We start from the raw sequence: 18066 nt of genomic DNA, 5'->3' as shown, positions 1-18066 counted from the left end.
GCGCCGTTTTCGGTCGCATTGGACTGGCATTTTCCCCGGCACTGGAGCCGAGCGCAAACACCGTCGCGCACCATCATGCCGCAGAAGTTACTGAATCAGCTTCCAGTTTTTGTAGAAAAACCGACGCAGGGTAAAGACTGCTCCGGCAAAGCCCGCGATCAGGCCGTTGAGCACCGACGGCACCAGGGTTGGTCGCACGATGTCGATGAACAGGCAGTAGCGCTTGGCGTCGTTCTTGTTGAAGGAGGCATGCATCAGCGTGTCATCGAAGATAAACAGCGGATCATCGTGCCAGTAGTGTTTGTGCTTGCCGACCTGGATGTAGACGCCATCGTGATGGGGCGCCGGTGCCATGTTGTAGAGCACGCGGAACATCATGCGCAGCGGGCCGAAGTGAAACGAGGTGGAACGGTTTTCGTTGAATACCGACACGCCGATGGTTTTCACGTAGGGCAGTTTTTCCCGCAGTTGCGGGATATCCAGGGTGGTCTCGATCGGGCGGCCGTACCATTGGAAAAACAGCATGCCGCGTTTTTTCTCGGCCATGCGCTCGTCCAGGTACTGAATGATCTCGTCTTTGTTGGCCATGGCGTCGTCGATCACCTTTTGCAGGTCTTCGCGCCAGGCCGGCGGCAGGTCGTTCATTTTATAAACGTGGCGATTGCGCTGGCTCAACAGGTCAAACAGCGTGTTGAACGGCGCCAGCAACCAGGTATTGCGCCCGTTGCCGATGAAATACTTCTTGATGGTCGCGCCGTCGTACAGGCCATTGCGCAGGAAATCGTACAGGCCGCAGAACACCACCAGCAGCAGAAACACCAGGGTGGTCTTGGGGAAGCAATAAATGAACAGCAAGACGCCAAGGACCCAGGCGGCGGACGCCAGGCGTTTGCGGATGACACTCTTACTCATGAAACTGGGCTCCATCGGACGGTTTTCGATTGCTTCAAAACCGTCTGCGATTGACTGGCCGGCCAGGCAAAGGAGTCAGTCAACCCGTGGGGCATCATGCCTGAGCTGAAACATATCGAAATAATATGGTCATGATAGGGTGTTATCGCCCTCACGTGGCGTTTTAAATGCTGGAAATTTGTGAAGTCACTGCACAGATTTTTACCGCTGTCCCCCTAAAATGCCTCGGCGGATGGCCAGGCTGGCGGTGTTGCGGATAGCATTTTGTGAACAGAAGATTTGCGACTATCGTGACGCTTCGGTTTTCCGGGCGTCATAGACCCGTACGATTGACGCTGTAATGGCCACCATTGGCCTTCGGCACCTTGGAAGAGGCAGAAATTTTATGATCATCAAACCGCGGGTTCGTGGCTTTATCTGTGTGACCGCTCACCCGGTTGGCTGTGAAGCGAATGTCAAAGAGCAGATCGACTACGTGACCGAACACGGTGCCATTGAAGGCGGCCCGAAAAAGGTGCTGGTCCTCGGGGCTTCCACCGGCTACGGCCTAGCCGCGCGCATCAGCGCTGCCTTTGGCTGCGGCGCCGACACCCTGGGCGTGTTTTTTGAGAAAGAAGGCGAAGAAGGCAAGCTCAGCTCTGCCGGCTGGTACAACAGCGCCGCCTTCGAGAAGTTTGCGCTGGAAAAAGGCCTGTACGCCAAGAGCATCAACGGCGATGCGTTCTCTGACGAGATCAAGCGCCTGACCATCGAAACCATCAAGAAAGACCTCGGCAAGATCGACCTGGTGGTCTACAGCCTGGCCGCGCCACGCCGTACCGACCCGCAAGGCGTGGTGCACAACTCCACCCTGAAGCCGATCGGCAAGGCTGTGACCCTGCGCGGCATCAACACCGACAAGGGCGTTGTGGTCGACACCACCCTCGAACCGGCCACCCAGGAAGAAATCGACGGCACCGTGAAAGTCATGGGCGGCGAAGACTGGCAGCTGTGGATCGACGCCTTGCGTGACGCCGACGTGTTGGCCGAAGGCGCCAAGACCACCGCGTTCACCTACCTCGGCGAGAAGCTGACCCAGGACATCTACTGGAACGGCTCCATCGGCGAAGCCAAGAAAGACCTGGACAAGAAAGTCCTGACCCTGCGCGAAAACCTCGCGGCGCTGAAAGGCGACGCCCGTGTGTCGGTACTCAAGGCAGTAGTGACCCAGGCCAGCTCGGCGATCCCGATCATGCCGCTGTACCTGTCGTTGCTGTTTAAAGTGATGAAAGAGCAGGGCACCCACGAAGGTTGCATCGAGCAGGTCTACGGCCTGTTCAAGGACAGCCTGTATGGCAAAGAGCCCAAGCTCGACGCCGACGGCCGCCTGCGTGCCGACCTCGCGGAACTTGAGCCTAAGGTCCAGGGCGCGGTAGCGGCCCTGTGGGATCAGGTCTCCGATGACAACGTCAACGAGATCAGCGATTTTGCCGGCTACAAGGCGGAATTCCTGCGCCTGTTCGGTTTCGAGATCGACGGCGTGGACTACGACGCTGACGTGAATCCGACCGTGAAGATCAAGGGCCTGATTCAGGCTTAAGCGCTTGCGGTAACGAAGAAGCGGCCTCCAGGGGCCGCTTTTTTGTGCGCGTCATGCCAGACTGCGGTCGTTATCACACCCACGCTAACGGAGGATCTACATGACGATTCGTGCAGTCGTTTTTGATTTCGGCGGTGTCCTGTTCGACTGGAACCCGCACCATCTCTACCGCCAGCTGATTACCGACGACCGGGAGCGGCAACGGTTCCTGGACACCGTCTGCACCCAGGCCTGGAACACCGAGCAGGACGCCGGGCGCAGTCTGGCTGAGGGCACCCGCGCGCTGATCGCCGAACATCCGCAGCACGAGCCTTTGATTCAGGCGTACTACGACCGCTGGCACGAGATGCTGCGTGGTTCATTGCCGGAGGGCGTGGCGATACTCGAAGCGTTGCATGAGGCGAAGATGCCGCTGTTCGGCCTGACCAACTGGTCCGCCGAGACCTTTCCCTATGCCCGCGCCCACTATCCCTTCCTGCAGTATTTTCGCGACATCGTGGTGTCCGGCGAAATCAAGCTGATCAAGCCCGATCCTGCGATTTACCACGCCAGCCTGGCGCAGGTGCGCGCCCATTTGCCGGATATCCAGCCGGGTGAAGTGGTGTTTATTGACGACGTAGCCGGCAATATCGAGGCGGCCACTGCGCTGGGTTGGCAGGGGATTCACCACGTGTCTGCCGCGCAGACCCGTGAGCGCTTGATCGAGCTGGGGGCGAGCCTCTAGCGCGCCCATTTCTCCATGACGAAGTCCACGAACGCCCGCAGCTTGGGCAGGCGATAGCGGTCCTGGGCGTACAGCAAATGCATGGGCCGGCTGGGCAGTTGGTAGTCCGTCAGTAATGCCACCAGTTTACCGGCCCGCAGGTCTGGCTCGACCAGGGCGTCAGGCAGCATCACGATGCCCATGCCTTCCAGGGCAGCCTGGCGCAAGGCCTGCGAACTGTTGATGGTCAATGAGCCGGAAACCGGAATTTCCACTTCGCCCTCTGCGCCGCGCATTCGCCACAACTTGTCGGCGTTGCGCCAATCGTCGGTCGCCGGGTAAGCGAACGCCAGGCAGTCATGTTGCTGCAGATCATCGGGGCGTTGAGGTGTGCCACGGCGCGCCAGGTACTCCGCAGAGGCGCAGAGGGTGATGGTGTAATCCTGCATGGGGCGGGCAATCAGGCTTGGCGCGTCCAGGTCGCCCAAGCGGATGGCCACGTCGAAGCCGCTGTCGACCATGTCCATCCGCTGGTTGCTCAGCACCACGTACAGCTTGATCTGTGGGTAGCGCTGGGAAAATTCACTGAGCGCCGGTGCCAGGCGTTCGGTGCCAAAGGCCGGTGGTGCGGTGATCCGCAGCAGGCCCTTGGGTACGTCACTGTTGGCTTGTTCGGCCATCTGCTCGGAGTCGGCCACCAGGCCCAGCACCTCCAGGCAACGTTGGTAATAAATCCCGCCAAACTCGGTCAGGCTTTGCTTGCGCGTGGTGCGCTTGAGCAGGCTGACCCCCAGGCGTTGTTCCAGCGCGCGCAGGTGATTGCCGACCATGGTGGTGGACATGCCGCACGCCTGCGCCGCCGCCGTCATGCTGCCGGCTTCCACTACTTTTACGTACACCGTCATCGCCTGGAACAGATCCATTATCAAGCCCTGGTTTAAAGTGATCGCAGTGTTGTGCAGTTTATCCAGCTCGGGTGGCTAACGATACTGGTGCCATCACTACGATGCACTGGAGCCTGATGCCATGACCGCCGCCTGCCTGATGACCACTTATCAATCGTCGCCCCTGAGCTTTACCCGTGGCCTTGGCACGCGCCTGTGGGACCAGCAGGGCCGTGAATACCTGGATGCGGTGGCAGGTGTGGCGGTGACCAACGTCGGTCATTCCCATCCGCGGCTGGTAGCGGCCATCAGTGAGCAGGCCGGTTTGCTGCTGCACACCTCCAACCTCTACAGCATCGACTGGCAGCAGCGCCTGGCCCAGCGCCTCACCCGGCTTTCCGGGCTGGACCAGGCGTTCTTCAACAACTCCGGTGCCGAAGCCAACGAAACGGCGCTGAAGCTGGCCCGGCTGCATGGCTGGAAAAAGGGCATCGAACAGCCGCTGGTGGTGGTGATGGAGAATGCCTTTCACGGGCGCACCCTGGGCACCCTGTCCGCCAGCGACGGGCCTTCCGTGCGGTTGGGATTTCAAAAACTGCCGGGGGACTTTATCAAGGTCGGCTTCGGTGACTTGAAGGCGCTGGAGGCCGTGACCCGGGAGTTTGGCCCGCGCATTGTTGCGGTGCTGCTTGAGCCGATCCAGGGCGAAAGCGGCGTGCAAGTCGCGCCGCCGGGCTATCTGAAAGCCTTGCGCGAGCACTGCACCCGGCAGGGCTGGTTGTTGATGCTCGATGAGATCCAGACCGGGATCGGCCGCACCGGTCGCTGGTTTGCCTTCCAGCATGAAGGCATCGTGCCCGATGTGATGACCCTGGCCAAAGGCCTCGGCAACGGTGTGCCGATTGGCGCGTGCCTGGCCCGGGCCGCTGTTGCGCAACTGTTTACCCCCGGCAGCCACGGCAGCACCTTCGGCGGCAACCCGCTGGCCTGCCGTGTCGGTTGTACGGTGCTGGAGATCATCGAAGAACAGGGCTTGCTGGACAACGCGGCGCAACAGGGTGAGCGGCTGCTGGCGCGCCTGCGGGTGGAATTGAACGAGCATCCCCAGGTGCTGGCGATTCGCGGGCAGGGGCTGATGATCGGCATCGAACTGGCAACGCCTCACCGCGACCTGGCCCAACGTGCGGCGCAAGAGCATGGCCTGCTGATCAACGTCACGCGGGGCAAGATCATTCGCCTGCTGCCGCCGCTGACCATCGATGCCAAGGAAGTGGAGATGATCGTGCGCGCACTTTCCCGGCTTCTGGACTAAACACGGATGAGGCTGACGCGGAGTGTCACTGGCTGCATTCCCACGCAGAGCGTGGGAACGATCAGTCAAACGGGGTAGCCGGAGCCCACCTGCACCCCGTTCAGCCATTCCTGGTTCAGGGTCTCGGTATCCCCCAGGTAATCCAGCAACCAGGCCATGGCCGGCGACAGTTTGTTCTGTGCCCAGGCCACGCACGACGGGCTGGCAGGGAAGGGCCGGGACAGTTGCAGGGCGCTCAGCTCGCCGCGCTCGATCCACGGCTGCACCAGGTGCGCCGGTGCCATGCCGACGCACAAGCCGTCCCGCAGGCAATCAATCGCCGAAGCCCAGTGCGGCACCACCAAACGACGCTGGTTATCCAGGGTCCAGGTGTCGCGCTTGGGCAGGTTGCGCGAGGTGTCGGTCATGCACAGGGAGGCGAAGGGCCGCAATTGGTCATCGCTGAGCAGGCCTTCGACCGCTGCCAGCGGATGCCGGCTGCTGACCACGCACAGCCAGTTCAGCAGGCCCATGTCACGAAACGTGAATTGACTGGCCACCGGCACCGCGCTGGTGGCGCCGATCACGATATCGGTGCGGTCATCGGCCAGGGCATCCCACACCCCGTTGTACACCTCGTAATCCAACAGCAATTCCACCTCCGGGAACTGCCGATAGAAATCCAGTACCAACTGCCGGCAGCGCTGCTGTTTAACGATGGAATCCACCGCGACTTTCAACTGGCCACTCCAGCCATTTGCCACTTGCTGGCACAGCCGGCGGGTGCCGAGCATTTTTTTCATGACGCCGCGGGCTTCGTCGATGAACAATTTACCTGCGGGTGTCAGCTCCACATCCCGATGCCGTCGGACGAACAGCGGCACCGCCAGCCATTCTTCGAGTTGCCGCACGGTGTAGCTGATGGCTGACGGCACGCGGTGCAGTTCCTGGGCGGCGGCGCTGAAGCTGCCGTGGCGGGCCACTGCATCCACCACATCCAGGGAATATTCAGACCACATGGGGTTTACCTTCAAAATTATTGATAAGAGTGTCCAATTATTATCGCTTCACAGGGATTTGCTCAGCTTCATAATAGGCGCCAGTCAGCAAATAGTTTGATGGCAGGTTATACAAGGCTTCAATGAAAAATTCTTTTGGATTCACCTGGTACCTGGCGGGGCTGAGCATGCTCGGCTATCTGGCCATGGATATGTACTTGCCGGCGTTTGGCGCCATGGGCGAGCAACTGCAGATTTCCCCCGGCGCGGTGGGCGCGAGCCTGAGCATTTTCCTCGCCGGCTTTGCCGTAGGGCAGTTGCTGTGGGGGCCGCTGTCCGACCGGTTGGGACGCAAGCCGGTGCTGCTTACGGGCCTTTCACTGTTTGTGCTCGGCTGCCTGGGGATGTTCTGGGTCGAGACCGCACCGCAGCTGTTGGCCTTGCGTTTTGTCCAGGCGATTGGCGTGTGCTCTGCCGCCGTCAGCTGGCAGGCGCTGGTGATTGACCGCTACCCGGCGGACAAGGCCCATCGGGTGTTCGCCGGCATCATGCCGCTGATGTCACTGTCTCCGGCCCTGGCGCCATTGCTGGGAGCGCTGATGCTGAATCACTGGGGCTGGCAGGCGATCTTCGGTGTGTTGTTGGTGGTTTCGCTGCTCCTGCTGCTGCCTACGTTGTTTCTCAGGCCGCTGCCGAAACGCCTGACAACCGACGGCGAACCGTCCCGACTCGGCTATGGGCAATTGCTCAAGTCGCGGGTGTTCACCGGCAACGTGATGATCTTTGCCGCATGCTCGGCCAGTTTCTTCGCCTGGCTTACCGCCTCGCCGTTCATCCTTGGCGGGATGGGCTACAGCCCGAATGACATCGGCTTGAGCTACGTATTGCCAACGCTGTCGTTCCTGATCGGTGGCTACAGTTGCCGCAGTGCGTTGCAGCGGTTCCAGGGCAAGACTTTGTTGCCGTGGCTGCTGCTGGCGTATTGCATCAGCATGGTCGCGCTGTACCTCGTCGCGACCTTGACCGTGCCGACGCTCGCCACCTTGCTGATTCCGTTCTGCCTTATGGCCCTGGTCAATGGCGCCAGCTACCCGATCGTGGTGGCGAATGCACTGATGCCGTTTGCGGAAAATTCCGGCAAGGCGGCGGCATTGCAGAACACCTTGCAGTTGGGGTTGTGCTTCCTGGCGAGCCTGATCGTGTCGTCGATGATCGACCAGCCGCTGTTGATCACTGCGATCGTGATGCTGGCGACCGCGCCATTGGCCGTGTTGGGCTACTGGCTGGCGCGACCGAAGGTCGACGATGGCGATGCCGACCTGGTGCGCGCCCGCTAGAACGTCACTTCCATGTTCACCGTCGGCGTTGATGTGCGGCTGCCCCGGCCGCCGTCCACGCCGAACTTGTTATGCCAATACTCATACCCGACGCCCAGGTAGAGATTGGGCTTGACGCTCTTTCCCGGGCGTACCGCCACCATCAGCGCGGCGCGCATCAGGGTTTCCGGCGCCGTATCGCGACCATGGAAGTCCTCGCCCTTTTTCCCGACGTGATTGATAAACCCCTGAAACTTCGCCCCGTGGTTACCGATCTCGAAAGGCCGCATCCAGGTCAGGTTAAGCATGTAGGTATCGTCGAAGGTGTGGTCGGGTTCTTTCGCACCGGGGATGCCGGAATGGTTCCTTTCCTTGTAGTACATCAGGCTCAGGTCCAGCACGCCGACGGTGTTGAACTTCAAGGTCGGGCCAATCACCAGCGCGCGTTTTTTCGCCGACGCCAGGTTGTTGTTGCGGTTGGCGTCAAAGCCGAAGGTGAGGGCGTAATCCTTGATCACCCCGGTGCCCAGCGGCACATCGAATACCCGTGAGGCGTACAGCTGGTGCCGGTACACCGCATACACTTCGCTGCCGCCGTGGTCGGTACCCTTGCGCGGGTCGCGGCTGTCGGACAGGAACACATCGAGGTTCAGGTAGTTGCTGCCGTATTGGTAGCCGCTGGCGTGGGTGAAGCTGTAGATGCGCTTGCTGAATTCATCCGGGTTGTTCGGGTTGGTGAACTGCTGGCCGTAGCGAAATCCCAGGCTGTTGTTCATCCATTCCAGCGCGACAGCCTCCCCGCCGCCGAACAATGTGAGTAATACGGTTGCGCCGTGCAGTGCCTTTTTCATTGTTTTAATTCCTTTGGCGTTTTGGCTCATGGCGACCGCGCAAGGGTCGCCGGGCGCAGTATCGGCACATCCGTTGTGGGTTCCAAAGAACAGAATCTCGCCTGGGCCGATGCCGAAACGGCAGCACTGAAGCTGGCCTGAGAGTCAGGAAATACGTGGCGCCGAGGGCGTTTCCTGATGTTCGCGCAAGTTGATTTCTTCACTGAGCAGATGGGCCATGGTTTGCACCGCCATCGGCAAGTCCCGGTCTTTGCGGGCGTACAAGCCCAGGTCGCTGAAGATCCCGCCCTGGTCGCTGAGCGGAATGTGCAGCAGTTCGCCGCGGGCTAAATCTACCTCCACGCCAATGCGCGTCTGGAACGCGATGCCCAGTTGCTGGCGCGCCAGTTGCCGGGCCAGCTCCATCGAGTTGCTGTGCAGCAATGGCTTGTTCGTCGCCGCCGAACGCTTGTGCAGCGGTGCGATCAGGTGGTGAACCGAGAGCTCGCTCTTGGCCTGGATCACCCCGTGTTCACAGCAGCGCGCGTAACTCACGCTGGTTTCACCGGCCAACGGATGCCCCGGTGCCATCAACGCCCCCAGGCGGAAATGGCCGACACACACCTGGATGGTTTCGCTGCTGCGCGGTAAGGCAAAGGCCAACCCCAGGTCAGCCTGGCCGTTGACCACCGCACCGGGAATCGATTGCGAACCTTGTACCGTGACGCCAATGGTCACTTTCGGATAACGCTCACGCATGCGCTTGAGGGCGGCGGGTAGCAGCTCCACAGTGGCGCCTTCCACCGTGGCGATTTCCACGTGGCCGGTCTGCACACCGTTCAAGCCATCCAGTTCACCGCGCACGCGCTCCACGTCCTGCAACAGGAAACTCACGTGGCGGGTCAGGATTTCCCCGGCCGCCGTCAGGCGCAGGCCGCCGGGCAGGCGCTCGAACAGCGCCGCGCCCACCTCGTCTTCCAGCTTGAGGATCTGCCGGTTCACCGCCGAAGACGCCACGTTCAGGCGGCGCGCGGCTTCGCGGATCGAGTGGCAGCGGCGAACCATGTCGAAGTAGTAAATCGCCGGGGCGTGGATGCGCAGCTTGCGGTTGAGCATTTTTTTCAAGTCCTTGTGCGCAGCGCTTCGAGCCACGGGGCAGGGCGGCTGAATGGATTTTTGTAACGGCGTTCAGGGTGTTCTTGTGAAAATGATTGTATACAACTCTATGGACATCCAATCTTTCTATTGCATACAGTGAGTGCACAACAAAAACAGAGAACCCCTCACCATGACTATCCCGAAGGCGTCACCGCAGCGGCCAGAAGATGAGAATCTCGGCGTCGCGGCTAACATGGCTTACGGCCTGCAGCATGTGCTCACCATGTACGGCGGCATCGTGGCTGTACCGTTGATCGTCGGCCAGGCGGCCGGGTTGTCGCCGGCCGATATTGGCCTGCTGATCGCTGCCTCGCTGTTTGCCGGAGGCCTGGCTACGCTGTTGCAAACCCTGGGCCTGCCGTTTTTCGGCTGCCAGTTGCCGCTGGTGCAAGGGGTGTCCTTTGCCGGGGTGGCGACCATGGTGGCGATTGTTGGCAGCGACGGTGCGGGTGGCATCCCGGCGATACTCGGGGCGGTGATGGCCGCGTCCTTGATCGGCTTGCTGATCACCCCGGTGTTCTCGCGAATCACCAAATTCTTCCCGCCGCTGGTCACCGGGATTGTGATCACTACCATCGGCCTGACGTTGATGCCTGTCGCCGCCCGCTGGGCCATGGGCGGCAACAGCCGCGCCGCAGATTTCGGCAGCATGCCGAACATCGGCCTGGCGGCGCTGACCCTGGTGCTGGTATTGCTGCTGAGCAAGATCGGCAGCGCGACCATCTCGCGACTGTCGATCCTGCTGGCGATGGTGATCGGCACGGTTATCGCGGTGTTCCTCGGCATGGCTGACTTCTCCAGCGTGACCCAGGGCCCGATGTTCGGCTTTCCCACACCCTTCCATTTCGGCATGCCAACCTTCCATCTCGCGGCGATCATTTCCATGTGCATCGTGGTGATGGTGACGCTGGTGGAAACCTCGGCGGACATACTTGCAGTGGGTGAAATCATCGACACCAAGGTCGACTCCAAGCGCCTCGGCAATGGCCTGCGTGCGGATATGCTGTCGAGCATGTTTGCGCCGATCTTCGGCTCGTTCACCCAGAGCGCGTTTGCACAGAACGTCGGGCTTGTGGCGGTTACCGGGGTCAAGAGCCGTTATGTGGTCGCCACCGGTGGGATATTCCTGGTGATCCTCGGCCTGCTGCCGTTCATGGGCCGGGTGATTGCGGCAGTGCCGACTTCAGTGTTGGGCGGTGCCGGAATCGTATTGTTCGGCACCGTGGCTGCCAGTGGTATCCGGACCTTGTCCAAGGTTGATTACCGCAACAACATGAACCTGATCATCGTCGCCACTTCCATCGGTTTTGGCATGATCCCGATTGCGGCCCCGAGTTTCTACGATCACTTCCCGAGCTGGTTCGCGACCATTTTCCATTCGGGGATCAGTTCGTCGGCGATTATGGCGATCCTGTTGAACCTGGCGTTCAACCACTTCACCACGGGCAACTCGGACCAGCAGTCGGTATTCGTTGCCGGGACGGAACGCAGCCTGTGCTTCCAGGACGTGGCGGCGTTGCGGGACGGGGATTACTTCAGCGGCGGCAAGCTGTTTGATGCCGAGGGCAAGGAAATTCCGTTGCTGGAGGAAGTGCCGAAGAAAGCGGCGGTGCACGGCAGGGCGCAGACCAGCGAGGTGTAACAGCCACAAAGAGTCCAATGTGGGAGCGGGCTTGCTCGCGAAGGCGGTGTGTCAGTCGCTAAATATGCTGACTGATCCACCGCCTTCGCGAGCAAGCCCGCTCCCACATTTTGATCTCAGCCAGTCTTGAGCGTTCTGTGGGGCACCGAACAAGCCTCATCCAGAAACTGCACCACTGTCCCCATGCACGCCTGTCGCTCTTCAACATGCGGCATGTGGCTGGAGTCTTCGAACAGCGCCCAGCGCACATCGGCAATCTCATCCAGGAACGGCTTGACCACCAGCGGCGTGGCCTCGTCATGGCGACCGGAAATCACCAGGGTCGGCACATTGACCTTCGACAGCCGGCCGATCACGTTCCAGTCTTTCAAGCTGCCAATCACATGGAATTCCGTCGGGCCGCTCATGGCGTGATACACCGTCGGGTCCGAATCCACCTGGGCGAATGTGCGGGCGACTTCTTCCGGCCACGGATTGACCCGGCACACGTGCTGGTCATAGAAAATCCGCGAGGCGGCCAGGTATTCAGGGTCCTGGTAGGTGCCGGCCTGTTCATGCTTGAGCAAGGTCTCGTGCACGCCTTCAGGCAGTAGCTTGCGCAGGCGGTTGGCCTCGGCAACCCAGGTACGCATGCAGGTCGGCGAGTTGGCCGGAATAAATGCACGCAGGCCCTTGGGTTGCAGGATGGCGTGTTCGCTGCCGAGCATGCCGCCCCAGGATTGACCCAGGATCGCGTAGTTGTTGCTGATCTGCAGGTGGTCCAGCAGGTTGTCCAGTTCTTCGAGGAACAAGCCGACGGTCCAGAATGAAGGGTCTTTGTCAGGCAGGTGGGTGGAGCGGCCGTTGCCCAGTTGGTCGTAGTGAATGACCGCGTGGCCACTGGCGGCTACGTCCTTGTAGGCATCGACATAATCATGGGTGCAACCCGGGCCACCATGGAGGATGACCAGCGGTGTGAGGCCGCTGTCCAGGTCGCCGGTTACCCGATACCAGGTCTGGTAGTCGCGAAAGGCCGCATAGCCTTCGCGGATTGTTTCGATGAATTCCATTTCGTGCCCTGCCCTGAGAAAAAGTGATCAGGTACACGATAGTCGGCACAGAAAGTTTAAGTAACTAGCAAAACAGCTAGGTTTTTCCTTCGGATCAGTCTTCCAGCAACCGGTAATGAGTGGCCCGTACCACCGCTTGCACCCGGTTCTTGGCCCCCAGTTTGTGCATGGCCGACGCCAGGTGCAGGGTAACCACTGCCAGGGAGCGGCTCAATTGCGTGGCGATTTCGGCGGCGGTCAGGCCGTCGGCGGCCCATTTCAGGCATTCGCGCTCACGCTTGGTCAGGCGGATATGCGGGTAGGAGCGCAGTTCCTTGCTGAAAAGCGGGTAGGCCGCTTCCTGCAAGGCGTGGGTAATCAGGCTGAATTCCGACAGCGTCTGGCGGGCGTCCTGCAACACTGCGCTGGCCTTTCCGGTGCGCAGGCCGGTCAGCGAGGCGAAGCCGCCACGGGGCAAATGGATCGGCACGCTGACGCCGCAGGTCATCTGGCGGTCGTGCAGGTAGCTGGAAACCGGGGCGTGGCAAGGGTCGATGATTTTTTGCAGAGCGGTATCGGCCTTGGCCTCGTAGGACCACACAAACGGTGAAACCGTCGACAGTGCGAGGTGTTGCACCGGATCGATCTGATAAAAGCCGGAACTGCACCACAGGTTGTACCAGTCGGGCGGGGTATTGCGCAGTTGCAGCACAGAAGGGGTGATCAGTGCACCATTATGGTCAATGGGCACGGGGGTGTAGTCGTAGACCAACGCATCAAAACCCAGGTCCTGGGCCAATACGAGGGTGTTGTCCATCTGTTCATCCAGGCTCCTGCCGGGGATGAGACGGTCATTAAACGCAGTTAGCCTGGCCAGCATCCGTTCTGCTCCCGATTTCATTTGAATCTCGTCTTGCTGCAAGTAGAATGCCACGCCCCGGCGAAGGACTGCCAGACCAAACCTATAAGAATTACCAGGTTATGGACACGCGGCATCCTCGGTAGTGTTGGCCTCTAAACGGCCACTCTCCACAGGGCCGACACACAACAAGGAATGTATGCATGTGGCGTGAAATTGCCCCCGACCAGCGGTACAACGTACAGGTCGATGGCCACAACCTCGTGGCCTATAGCTTTGGCGAAGGCGATGAGGTGTTGCTGTGCCTCAATGGCGGCCCCGGGCTGCCTTGCGACTACTTGCGCGACGCCCATGGCTGGCTCAAGGACAACGGCCTGCGAGTGGTTGCATTCGACCAGCTTGGCACGGGCGCTTCAGCCAGACCGACCGATGTTTCGCTGTGGGAAATCAGCCGTTATGTCGAAGAAGTCGAAACCGTGCGCCAGGCCCTTGGCCTTGGCCGCGTGCACTTGCTGGGGCATTCCTGGGGCGGATGGTTGGGCATCGAGTACGCCATTCACTACCCCGATGCGCTGAAAAGCCTGATCCTGGAAAACACCGTCGGCGACATTCCGCACCTGTCCCTCGAGCTGGAACGCCTGCGCGGCGCCCTGGGCAGCGAAACCGTGGCGATGATGCAACGCCATGAAGCCATGGGCACCCTCGATCACCCGCAGTACCAGGCCGCCATCACCTTGCTCAACTACCGCCACGTCTGCCGCCTGGACGAATGGCCGGCGCCGGTCCAGCGTTCCCTCGGCGACTGGAACATGGGCCCCTACGAAACCATGCAGGGCCCCAACGAATTTCTCTACATCGGCAACCTCAAGGACTGGAACCGCATCCCCGAGATGGCCGAGTTCAAGATGCCGATACTGATCACCACCGGCCAGCACGACGAACTGACCCCGGCCTGCGCCATGCGCATGAAAAGCGCGGCCCGGCACGCCGAGCTGCACGTGTTCCCCAACAGCAGCCATATGCCGTTTTACGAAGAGCCCCAGGCGTACTTCCCGGTGCTGCTGGACTTCCTCGCTCGTCATCGAGGCTGACGGATGAACCTGGCGCGTTACCGTTTTGTGCTGTCCCGGCCGCTGCAATTGCTGCCGGTGCTGTTTGGCATCAGCCTGATCACCTTTGTGCTGGTGCGCTCGATTCCCGGCGACCCGGCGCGGGCCCTGCTGGGTTCGCGCAGCACCCCGGACGCGTTGCTGAAGATCCGCGCCCAGTACGGCCTCGACCAGCCGCTGTGGCTGCAATATTTCTACTTCCTGAAAAACCTGCTCAAGGGCGACCTCGGCCAGTCACTGCTGTACAAGGTCGACGCGCTGAAACTGATCGTCACCCGCATCGAGCCGACCCTGTTCCTGGTGCTCGGCAGTGTGCTGCTGGCGCTGTTGATCGCCGTGCCGCTGGCCACTGTGGCCGCGCGTAATAAAGGTGGCTGGGCGGATAACCTGATCCGGCTGTTCACTACGGTGGGCCTGGGCATGCCGGCGTTCTGGCTGGGCTTGATGCTGATCCTGTTGCTCAGCGTGCAATGGGGCCTGTTCCCGGTCTCCGGGTATGGGCGCACCTGGCTGGACAAGGCGCACCACATGGTTCTGCCGTGCCTGACCATCGCCCTGGCGCTGTCGGCGGTGCTGGTGCGCAACCTGCGGGCGAGCATGTTGATGGAGTTGCAGGCTGACCACGTTACCGCCGCCCGGGCGCGAGGTTTGTCGGAGGCGGCGGTGTTTCGTCGTCATGTGCTGCCCAATTCCCTGGTGCCGGCGGTGAACCTGCTGGCGGTGAACATTGGCTGGCTGATCAGCGGCACGGTGGTGATCGAAAGCCTGTTTGCGATTCCCGGCATCGGCCAATTGCTGGTGCGCGGCATCTTCACCCGCGACTACATGGTGGTGCAGGGCGTGGCGATGGTGCTGGCCTGTGCCACCGTGCTGGTCAACTTTGTTGCCGATGTGGTGACGGTCGCGCTGGACCCGCGAGTGAAGATGCAATGAGCAGCCGCCCATTGATCGCCCCATGGCGCCTGCGCCTGCGCTTTGGTTTTCGCAATGGCCGGCTGACGGCGGCCTGGGGCCTGTTGATTCTGCTGACATGGCTGGCGCTGGCCGTGTTCGCCCCCTGGATCGCACCCTTTGACCCGATTGCGCAAAACACCGACATCAGTTTGCTGGGCCCCAGCCAGGCCCATCCATTTGGCACGGACAACTACGGGCGAGACATCCTTTCGAGGGTGGTCTGGGGCGCACGCATCGACCTGCAACTGGCGGTGGTCGGGGTGATCTTTCCGTTTCTGATCGGCACCTTCGTCGGTGCGGTGTCCGGCTACATCGGCGGGCGTTTCGACAGCTTCTGCATGCGGGTGATCGACGTGATCCTCGCGTTCCCTTTCCTGGTGCTGATGCTGGCGATCATGGCCATTCTCGGCCCGGGTTTGAAAAGCTTTTACATCGCCATGGCACTGGTGGGCTGGGTGTCCTACGCGCGGCTGATCCGCTCGCAGATCCTGGTGCTCAAGGAAAGCGACTTCGCCCTGGCCGCCAAAAGCCTGGGCTTTGGCCATGGGCGCATTCTGTTCCGGCATTTGTTGCCCAACGCGATGTTCGGCTCGATTGTGTTCTCGATGTCTGACGCAGTGCTGGTGCTGCTCAACGGCGCAGCGGTCAGCTACCTCGGCCTGGGCGTACAACCGCCGACTGCTGAGTGGGGCACCATGGTTGCCGAAGGCCAGGCGTTCATCACCACCGCTTGGTGGATTTGCACCTTCCCGGGCCTGGCCATCGTGACCCTGGCCATGGGCTTCAGCCTGCTGGCCGATGGTGTGGCGCAAGTGCTGGGGGATCGCTCATGAGCCTGTTGCAGGTGCAGGACCTGAGTGTCATCGCCAATAACACCGGGCGCGACGTAACGTTGGTGGACCGGGTGTCGTTTGACCTGGCCGAAGGTGAGATCCTCGGCCTGGTGGGCGAAAGCGGTTCGGGCAAGACCATGGCCTGTCGCGGGCTGATGCGCTTGCTGCCGTCCCCGAGCCTGCGGGTGCAGGGCGGTTCGGTGCGCCTGGCGGGCCAGGACCTTCTGCAGCTGGATGACGTCGGCATGCGCGCGGTACGCGGTGGGCAACTTGGGATGATCTTCCAGAACCCCAGCAGCCACCTCGACCCGTTGATGCGCATCGGCGAGCAGATCGCCGAAGGCATCCGACTGCACCAGGGCGCGTCGAAAAAGGAGGCGCGCTTGCAGGCTATCGAAGTGCTGCGCCAGGTCGGCATTCCCGATCCCCAGGCGCGGATCGACAATTACCCCCACGAGTTTTCCGGCGGCATGCGCCAGCGGGCGATGATCGCGGTGGCCCTGGGCTGCAATCCAAAAGTGCTGATCGCCGACGAGCCGACCACCGCCCTCGACGTGACCGTACAGGCCCAGATCCTGCGTCTGCTGCTGGACCTGCGGGACCAGCGTGGCCTGTCGATCATCATGATCACTCACGACCTGGGCGTGGTGGCGCAAACCTGCGACTCCATCGCCGTGATGTACGCCGGGCGCCTGTGCGAACACGGCAGCAAATACGAGCTGCTGGCACACCCGCAACACCCTTACACCGCCGGCCTGATCGAGTGCCAGCCCGCCACCAGCAGCGGCCACGCCCTGTTGCGCACCATCGCCGGCCAACCGCCATTGCTCGACGCATTGCCCAAGGGCTGCCGGTTCAACCCGCGCTGCCCGCAAGTCGGCAGCTTGTGCACCGAGCTGCTGCCGGAAGGCACGCGGGTGGCCTGTCACTATCCCCTGGGAGTTCGCCCATGACGTTGTTGCAGGTGAATGACCTTGAGGTGCGTTTCGCCGCCGCCGGCAGCGGCCTGTTCGGCCTGAATAAACAGTGGGTGAGGGCGGTCAACGGGGTGTCGTTGACCCTGGCCGCCGGTGAAACACTGGGTTTGGTGGGCGAGTCCGGCAGCGGCAAAAGCACATTGGGGAGGGCGATCCTGCACCTCAACCCCATCAGCGCCGGGCAGGTGGTGTTTGACGGCATCGACATGGCCCACGCCGGGCCGGTCGATATCGCCCGTTTGCGGCACGAGACGGCGATGATCTTCCAGGATCCCTACGCGGCCCTGAACCCGCGTCTTACCGTCGGCGAAACCATCGCCGAAGTCCTGCGGGTGCAGCGCAAGGTGGCGTCGGAAAACATCCCACGCCGGGTCGACGAATTACTCGATCTGGTAGGCCTGCGCCCCGAGCTTGCCAGCCGCAAGCCCGGCTCTCTCAGCGGCGGCCAGTGCCAGCGCGTCGGTATCGCCCGGGCACTGGCAGTGGAGCCACGGCTGATCATCGCCGACGAATGCGTGGCCGCCCTGGATGTGTCGATCCAGGGCCAGATCATCAACCTGCTGCTGGAACTGCAACAGCGCATGAACCTGGCGATCCTGTTTATCGCCCACGACCTGGCCATCGTCCGCCGCCTGTGCGACCGGGTGGCGGTGATGTACCTGGGGAAAATCGTTGAGGAAGGTCCGGTGGAGGCGGTGTTCACCACGCCGCGCCATCCCTACACAGCAGCGTTGATCCAGGCGATCCCGGAGATTGATCCGTACCGCCCGTTGCCCAGCGAACCGTTGCCGGGCGAGCCGCCGAGCCCGCTGAAGCTGCCTAATGGTTGCGCCTTTCACCCGCGTTGCCGACATGCACGAGCCGTGTGTGCCGAGGTATTGCCGCCGACTCACGTTGTGCAAACGCATCGGTACAGTTGCGTGCTTGAAGAACCTTTGCTTTGAACCCTTCCTGCCGATCATGAACAACCGCCGTTATAGACAAGGAGTTATG

The 18066-nt window shown here is 61.4% G+C and carries 17 protein-coding genes; 10 read left to right on the top strand and 7 right to left on the bottom strand.

The window, feature by feature from the left end:
• Positions 1-87: 87 nt before the first annotated feature.
• Positions 88-912: an aspartyl/asparaginyl beta-hydroxylase domain-containing protein gene (locus HX818_RS03470; protein ID WP_102368412.1), complete on the bottom strand. Its 825-nt coding sequence runs from the start codon at positions 910-912 to the stop codon at positions 88-90.
• A gap of 385 nt (positions 913-1297) precedes the next feature.
• On the opposite strand from HX818_RS03470, the gene fabV reads away from it, so the two are divergent.
• Together fabV and HX818_RS03460 are read left to right on the top strand one after the other, a co-directional pair.
• Positions 1298-2491 (top strand): enoyl-ACP reductase FabV, encoded by a 1194-nt coding sequence (gene fabV / locus HX818_RS03465; RefSeq protein WP_177019501.1) that lies wholly within the window; start codon positions 1298-1300, stop codon positions 2489-2491.
• A 100-nt stretch (positions 2492-2591) separates the two neighbouring features.
• Positions 2592-3215, top strand: a complete 624-nt coding sequence (locus tag HX818_RS03460) for an HAD family phosphatase (protein ID WP_177019500.1) — start codon at positions 2592-2594, stop codon at positions 3213-3215.
• On the opposite strand, the gene HX818_RS03455 is transcribed toward HX818_RS03460, so the two are convergent.
• A complete protein-coding gene (locus tag HX818_RS03455; protein ID WP_102368413.1) occupies positions 3212-4117 on the bottom strand; it encodes a LysR family transcriptional regulator in 906 nt (301 codons plus the stop codon). The two genes, HX818_RS03460 and HX818_RS03455, sit on opposite strands and share 4 nt — an antisense overlap.
• A 103-nt stretch (positions 4118-4220) precedes the next feature.
• On the opposite strand from HX818_RS03455, the gene HX818_RS03450 reads away from it, so the two are divergent.
• Positions 4221-5390 carry an aspartate aminotransferase family protein gene (locus tag HX818_RS03450; protein ID WP_177019499.1) on the top strand — a complete coding sequence of 390 codons (1170 nt, stop codon included), beginning with the start codon at positions 4221-4223 and terminating at the stop codon, positions 5388-5390.
• A 65-nt stretch (positions 5391-5455) separates the two neighbouring features.
• Here the strand turns inward: HX818_RS03450 and punR are convergent, their stop codons facing one another.
• Positions 5456-6388 carry a DNA-binding transcriptional activator PunR gene (gene punR / locus HX818_RS03445; RefSeq protein WP_003218855.1) on the bottom strand — a complete coding sequence of 311 codons (933 nt, stop codon included), beginning with the start codon at positions 6386-6388 and terminating at the stop codon, positions 5456-5458.
• Between the two features lie 122 nt (positions 6389-6510).
• Here punR and punC point away from each other — a divergent pair, with 122 nt between their 5' ends.
• On the top strand, positions 6511-7704 hold the full coding sequence (gene punC / locus HX818_RS03440) for a purine nucleoside transporter PunC (protein WP_008437667.1): 1194 nt from the start codon (positions 6511-6513) through the stop codon (positions 7702-7704).
• Here the strand turns inward: punC and HX818_RS03435 are convergent.
• Together HX818_RS03435 and HX818_RS03430 are read right to left on the bottom strand one after the other, a co-directional pair.
• Positions 7701-8534 (bottom strand): nucleoside-binding protein, encoded by an 834-nt coding sequence (locus HX818_RS03435; protein ID WP_177019498.1) that lies wholly within the window; start codon positions 8532-8534, stop codon positions 7701-7703. The genes punC and HX818_RS03435 overlap by 4 nt on opposite strands.
• A gap of 144 nt (positions 8535-8678) precedes the next feature.
• A complete protein-coding gene (locus tag HX818_RS03430; RefSeq protein WP_177019497.1) occupies positions 8679-9629 on the bottom strand; it encodes a LysR family transcriptional regulator in 951 nt (316 codons plus the stop codon).
• Between the two features lie 172 nt (positions 9630-9801).
• Here HX818_RS03430 and HX818_RS03425 point away from each other — a divergent pair, with 172 nt between their 5' ends.
• On the top strand, positions 9802-11313 hold the full coding sequence (locus tag HX818_RS03425; RefSeq protein WP_003218845.1) for a nucleobase:cation symporter-2 family protein: 1512 nt from the start codon (positions 9802-9804) through the stop codon (positions 11311-11313).
• A 116-nt stretch (positions 11314-11429) separates the two neighbouring features.
• Here HX818_RS03425 and HX818_RS03420 read toward each other — a convergent pair whose 3' ends face one another.
• Positions 11430-12362: a proline iminopeptidase-family hydrolase gene (locus HX818_RS03420; protein WP_003218843.1), complete on the bottom strand. Its 933-nt coding sequence runs from the start codon at positions 12360-12362 to the stop codon at positions 11430-11432.
• A gap of 94 nt (positions 12363-12456) precedes the next feature.
• Positions 12457-13221 carry a LuxR family transcriptional regulator gene (locus HX818_RS03415; RefSeq protein WP_008437673.1) on the bottom strand — a complete coding sequence of 255 codons (765 nt, stop codon included), beginning with the start codon at positions 13219-13221 and terminating at the stop codon, positions 12457-12459.
• Between the two features lie 182 nt (positions 13222-13403).
• On the opposite strand from HX818_RS03415, the gene HX818_RS03410 reads away from it, so the two are divergent.
• The 5 genes from HX818_RS03410 to HX818_RS03390 are packed head-to-tail and all read left to right on the top strand — an operon-like array spanning position 13404 to position 18017.
• Positions 13404-14291: a proline iminopeptidase-family hydrolase gene (locus HX818_RS03410; protein ID WP_008437674.1), complete on the top strand. Its 888-nt coding sequence runs from the start codon at positions 13404-13406 to the stop codon at positions 14289-14291.
• Positions 14292-14294: 3 nt separating this feature from the next.
• Entirely contained in the window at positions 14295-15242 is a 948-nt protein-coding gene (locus HX818_RS03405; RefSeq protein WP_010176243.1) for an ABC transporter permease, read from the top strand.
• Positions 15239-16096: an ABC transporter permease gene (locus HX818_RS03400; RefSeq protein WP_102368419.1), complete on the top strand. Its 858-nt coding sequence runs from the start codon at positions 15239-15241 to the stop codon at positions 16094-16096. The genes HX818_RS03405 and HX818_RS03400 overlap by 4 nt, the downstream gene beginning before the upstream one ends.
• On the top strand, positions 16093-17049 hold the full coding sequence (locus tag HX818_RS03395; RefSeq protein WP_177019496.1) for an ABC transporter ATP-binding protein: 957 nt from the start codon (positions 16093-16095) through the stop codon (positions 17047-17049). Before HX818_RS03400 ends, HX818_RS03395 begins: the two co-directional genes overlap by 4 nt.
• Entirely contained in the window at positions 17046-18017 is a 972-nt protein-coding gene (locus tag HX818_RS03390; RefSeq protein ID WP_177019495.1) for an ABC transporter ATP-binding protein, read from the top strand. The genes HX818_RS03395 and HX818_RS03390 overlap by 4 nt, the downstream gene beginning before the upstream one ends.
• The last annotated feature ends 49 nt before the right edge of the window (positions 18018-18066 follow it).

It is taken from the genome of Pseudomonas sp. F9001, assembly GCF_013385435.1.
Lineage (GTDB): Bacteria > Pseudomonadota > Gammaproteobacteria > Pseudomonadales > Pseudomonadaceae > Aquipseudomonas.
Note: the sequence above shows the minus strand (reverse complement) of the source record. Positions and strands in the feature narration are given on the sequence as shown.

Excerpts from the sequence above, each read along its gene's own strand:
- HX818_RS03470 (WP_102368412.1), bottom strand. The coding sequence starts at position 912 with ATGAGTAAGAGTGTCATCCGCAAACGCCTGGCGTCCGCCGCCTGGGTC.
- fabV (WP_177019501.1), top strand. The coding sequence starts at position 1,298 with ATGATCATCAAACCGCGGGTTCGTGGCTTTATCTGTGTGACCGCTCAC.
- HX818_RS03460 (WP_177019500.1), top strand. The coding sequence starts at position 2,592 with ATGACGATTCGTGCAGTCGTTTTTGATTTCGGCGGTGTCCTGTTCGAC.
- HX818_RS03455 (WP_102368413.1), bottom strand. The coding sequence starts at position 4,117 with ATGGATCTGTTCCAGGCGATGACGGTGTACGTAAAAGTAGTGGAAGCC.
- HX818_RS03450 (WP_177019499.1), top strand. The coding sequence starts at position 4,221 with ATGACCGCCGCCTGCCTGATGACCACTTATCAATCGTCGCCCCTGAGC.
- punR (WP_003218855.1), bottom strand. The coding sequence starts at position 6,388 with ATGTGGTCTGAATATTCCCTGGATGTGGTGGATGCAGTGGCCCGCCAC.
- punC (WP_008437667.1), top strand. The coding sequence starts at position 6,511 with ATGAAAAATTCTTTTGGATTCACCTGGTACCTGGCGGGGCTGAGCATG.
- HX818_RS03435 (WP_177019498.1), bottom strand. The coding sequence starts at position 8,534 with ATGAAAAAGGCACTGCACGGCGCAACCGTATTACTCACATTGTTCGGC.
- HX818_RS03430 (WP_177019497.1), bottom strand. The coding sequence starts at position 9,629 with ATGCTCAACCGCAAGCTGCGCATCCACGCCCCGGCGATTTACTACTTC.
- HX818_RS03425 (WP_003218845.1), top strand. The coding sequence starts at position 9,802 with ATGACTATCCCGAAGGCGTCACCGCAGCGGCCAGAAGATGAGAATCTC.
- HX818_RS03420 (WP_003218843.1), bottom strand. The coding sequence starts at position 12,362 with ATGGAATTCATCGAAACAATCCGCGAAGGCTATGCGGCCTTTCGCGAC.
- HX818_RS03415 (WP_008437673.1), bottom strand. The coding sequence starts at position 13,221 with ATGCTGGCCAGGCTAACTGCGTTTAATGACCGTCTCATCCCCGGCAGG.
- HX818_RS03410 (WP_008437674.1), top strand. The coding sequence starts at position 13,404 with ATGTGGCGTGAAATTGCCCCCGACCAGCGGTACAACGTACAGGTCGAT.
- HX818_RS03405 (WP_010176243.1), top strand. The coding sequence starts at position 14,295 with ATGAACCTGGCGCGTTACCGTTTTGTGCTGTCCCGGCCGCTGCAATTG.
- HX818_RS03400 (WP_102368419.1), top strand. The coding sequence starts at position 15,239 with ATGAGCAGCCGCCCATTGATCGCCCCATGGCGCCTGCGCCTGCGCTTT.
- HX818_RS03395 (WP_177019496.1), top strand. The coding sequence starts at position 16,093 with ATGAGCCTGTTGCAGGTGCAGGACCTGAGTGTCATCGCCAATAACACC.
- HX818_RS03390 (WP_177019495.1), top strand. The coding sequence starts at position 17,046 with ATGACGTTGTTGCAGGTGAATGACCTTGAGGTGCGTTTCGCCGCCGCC.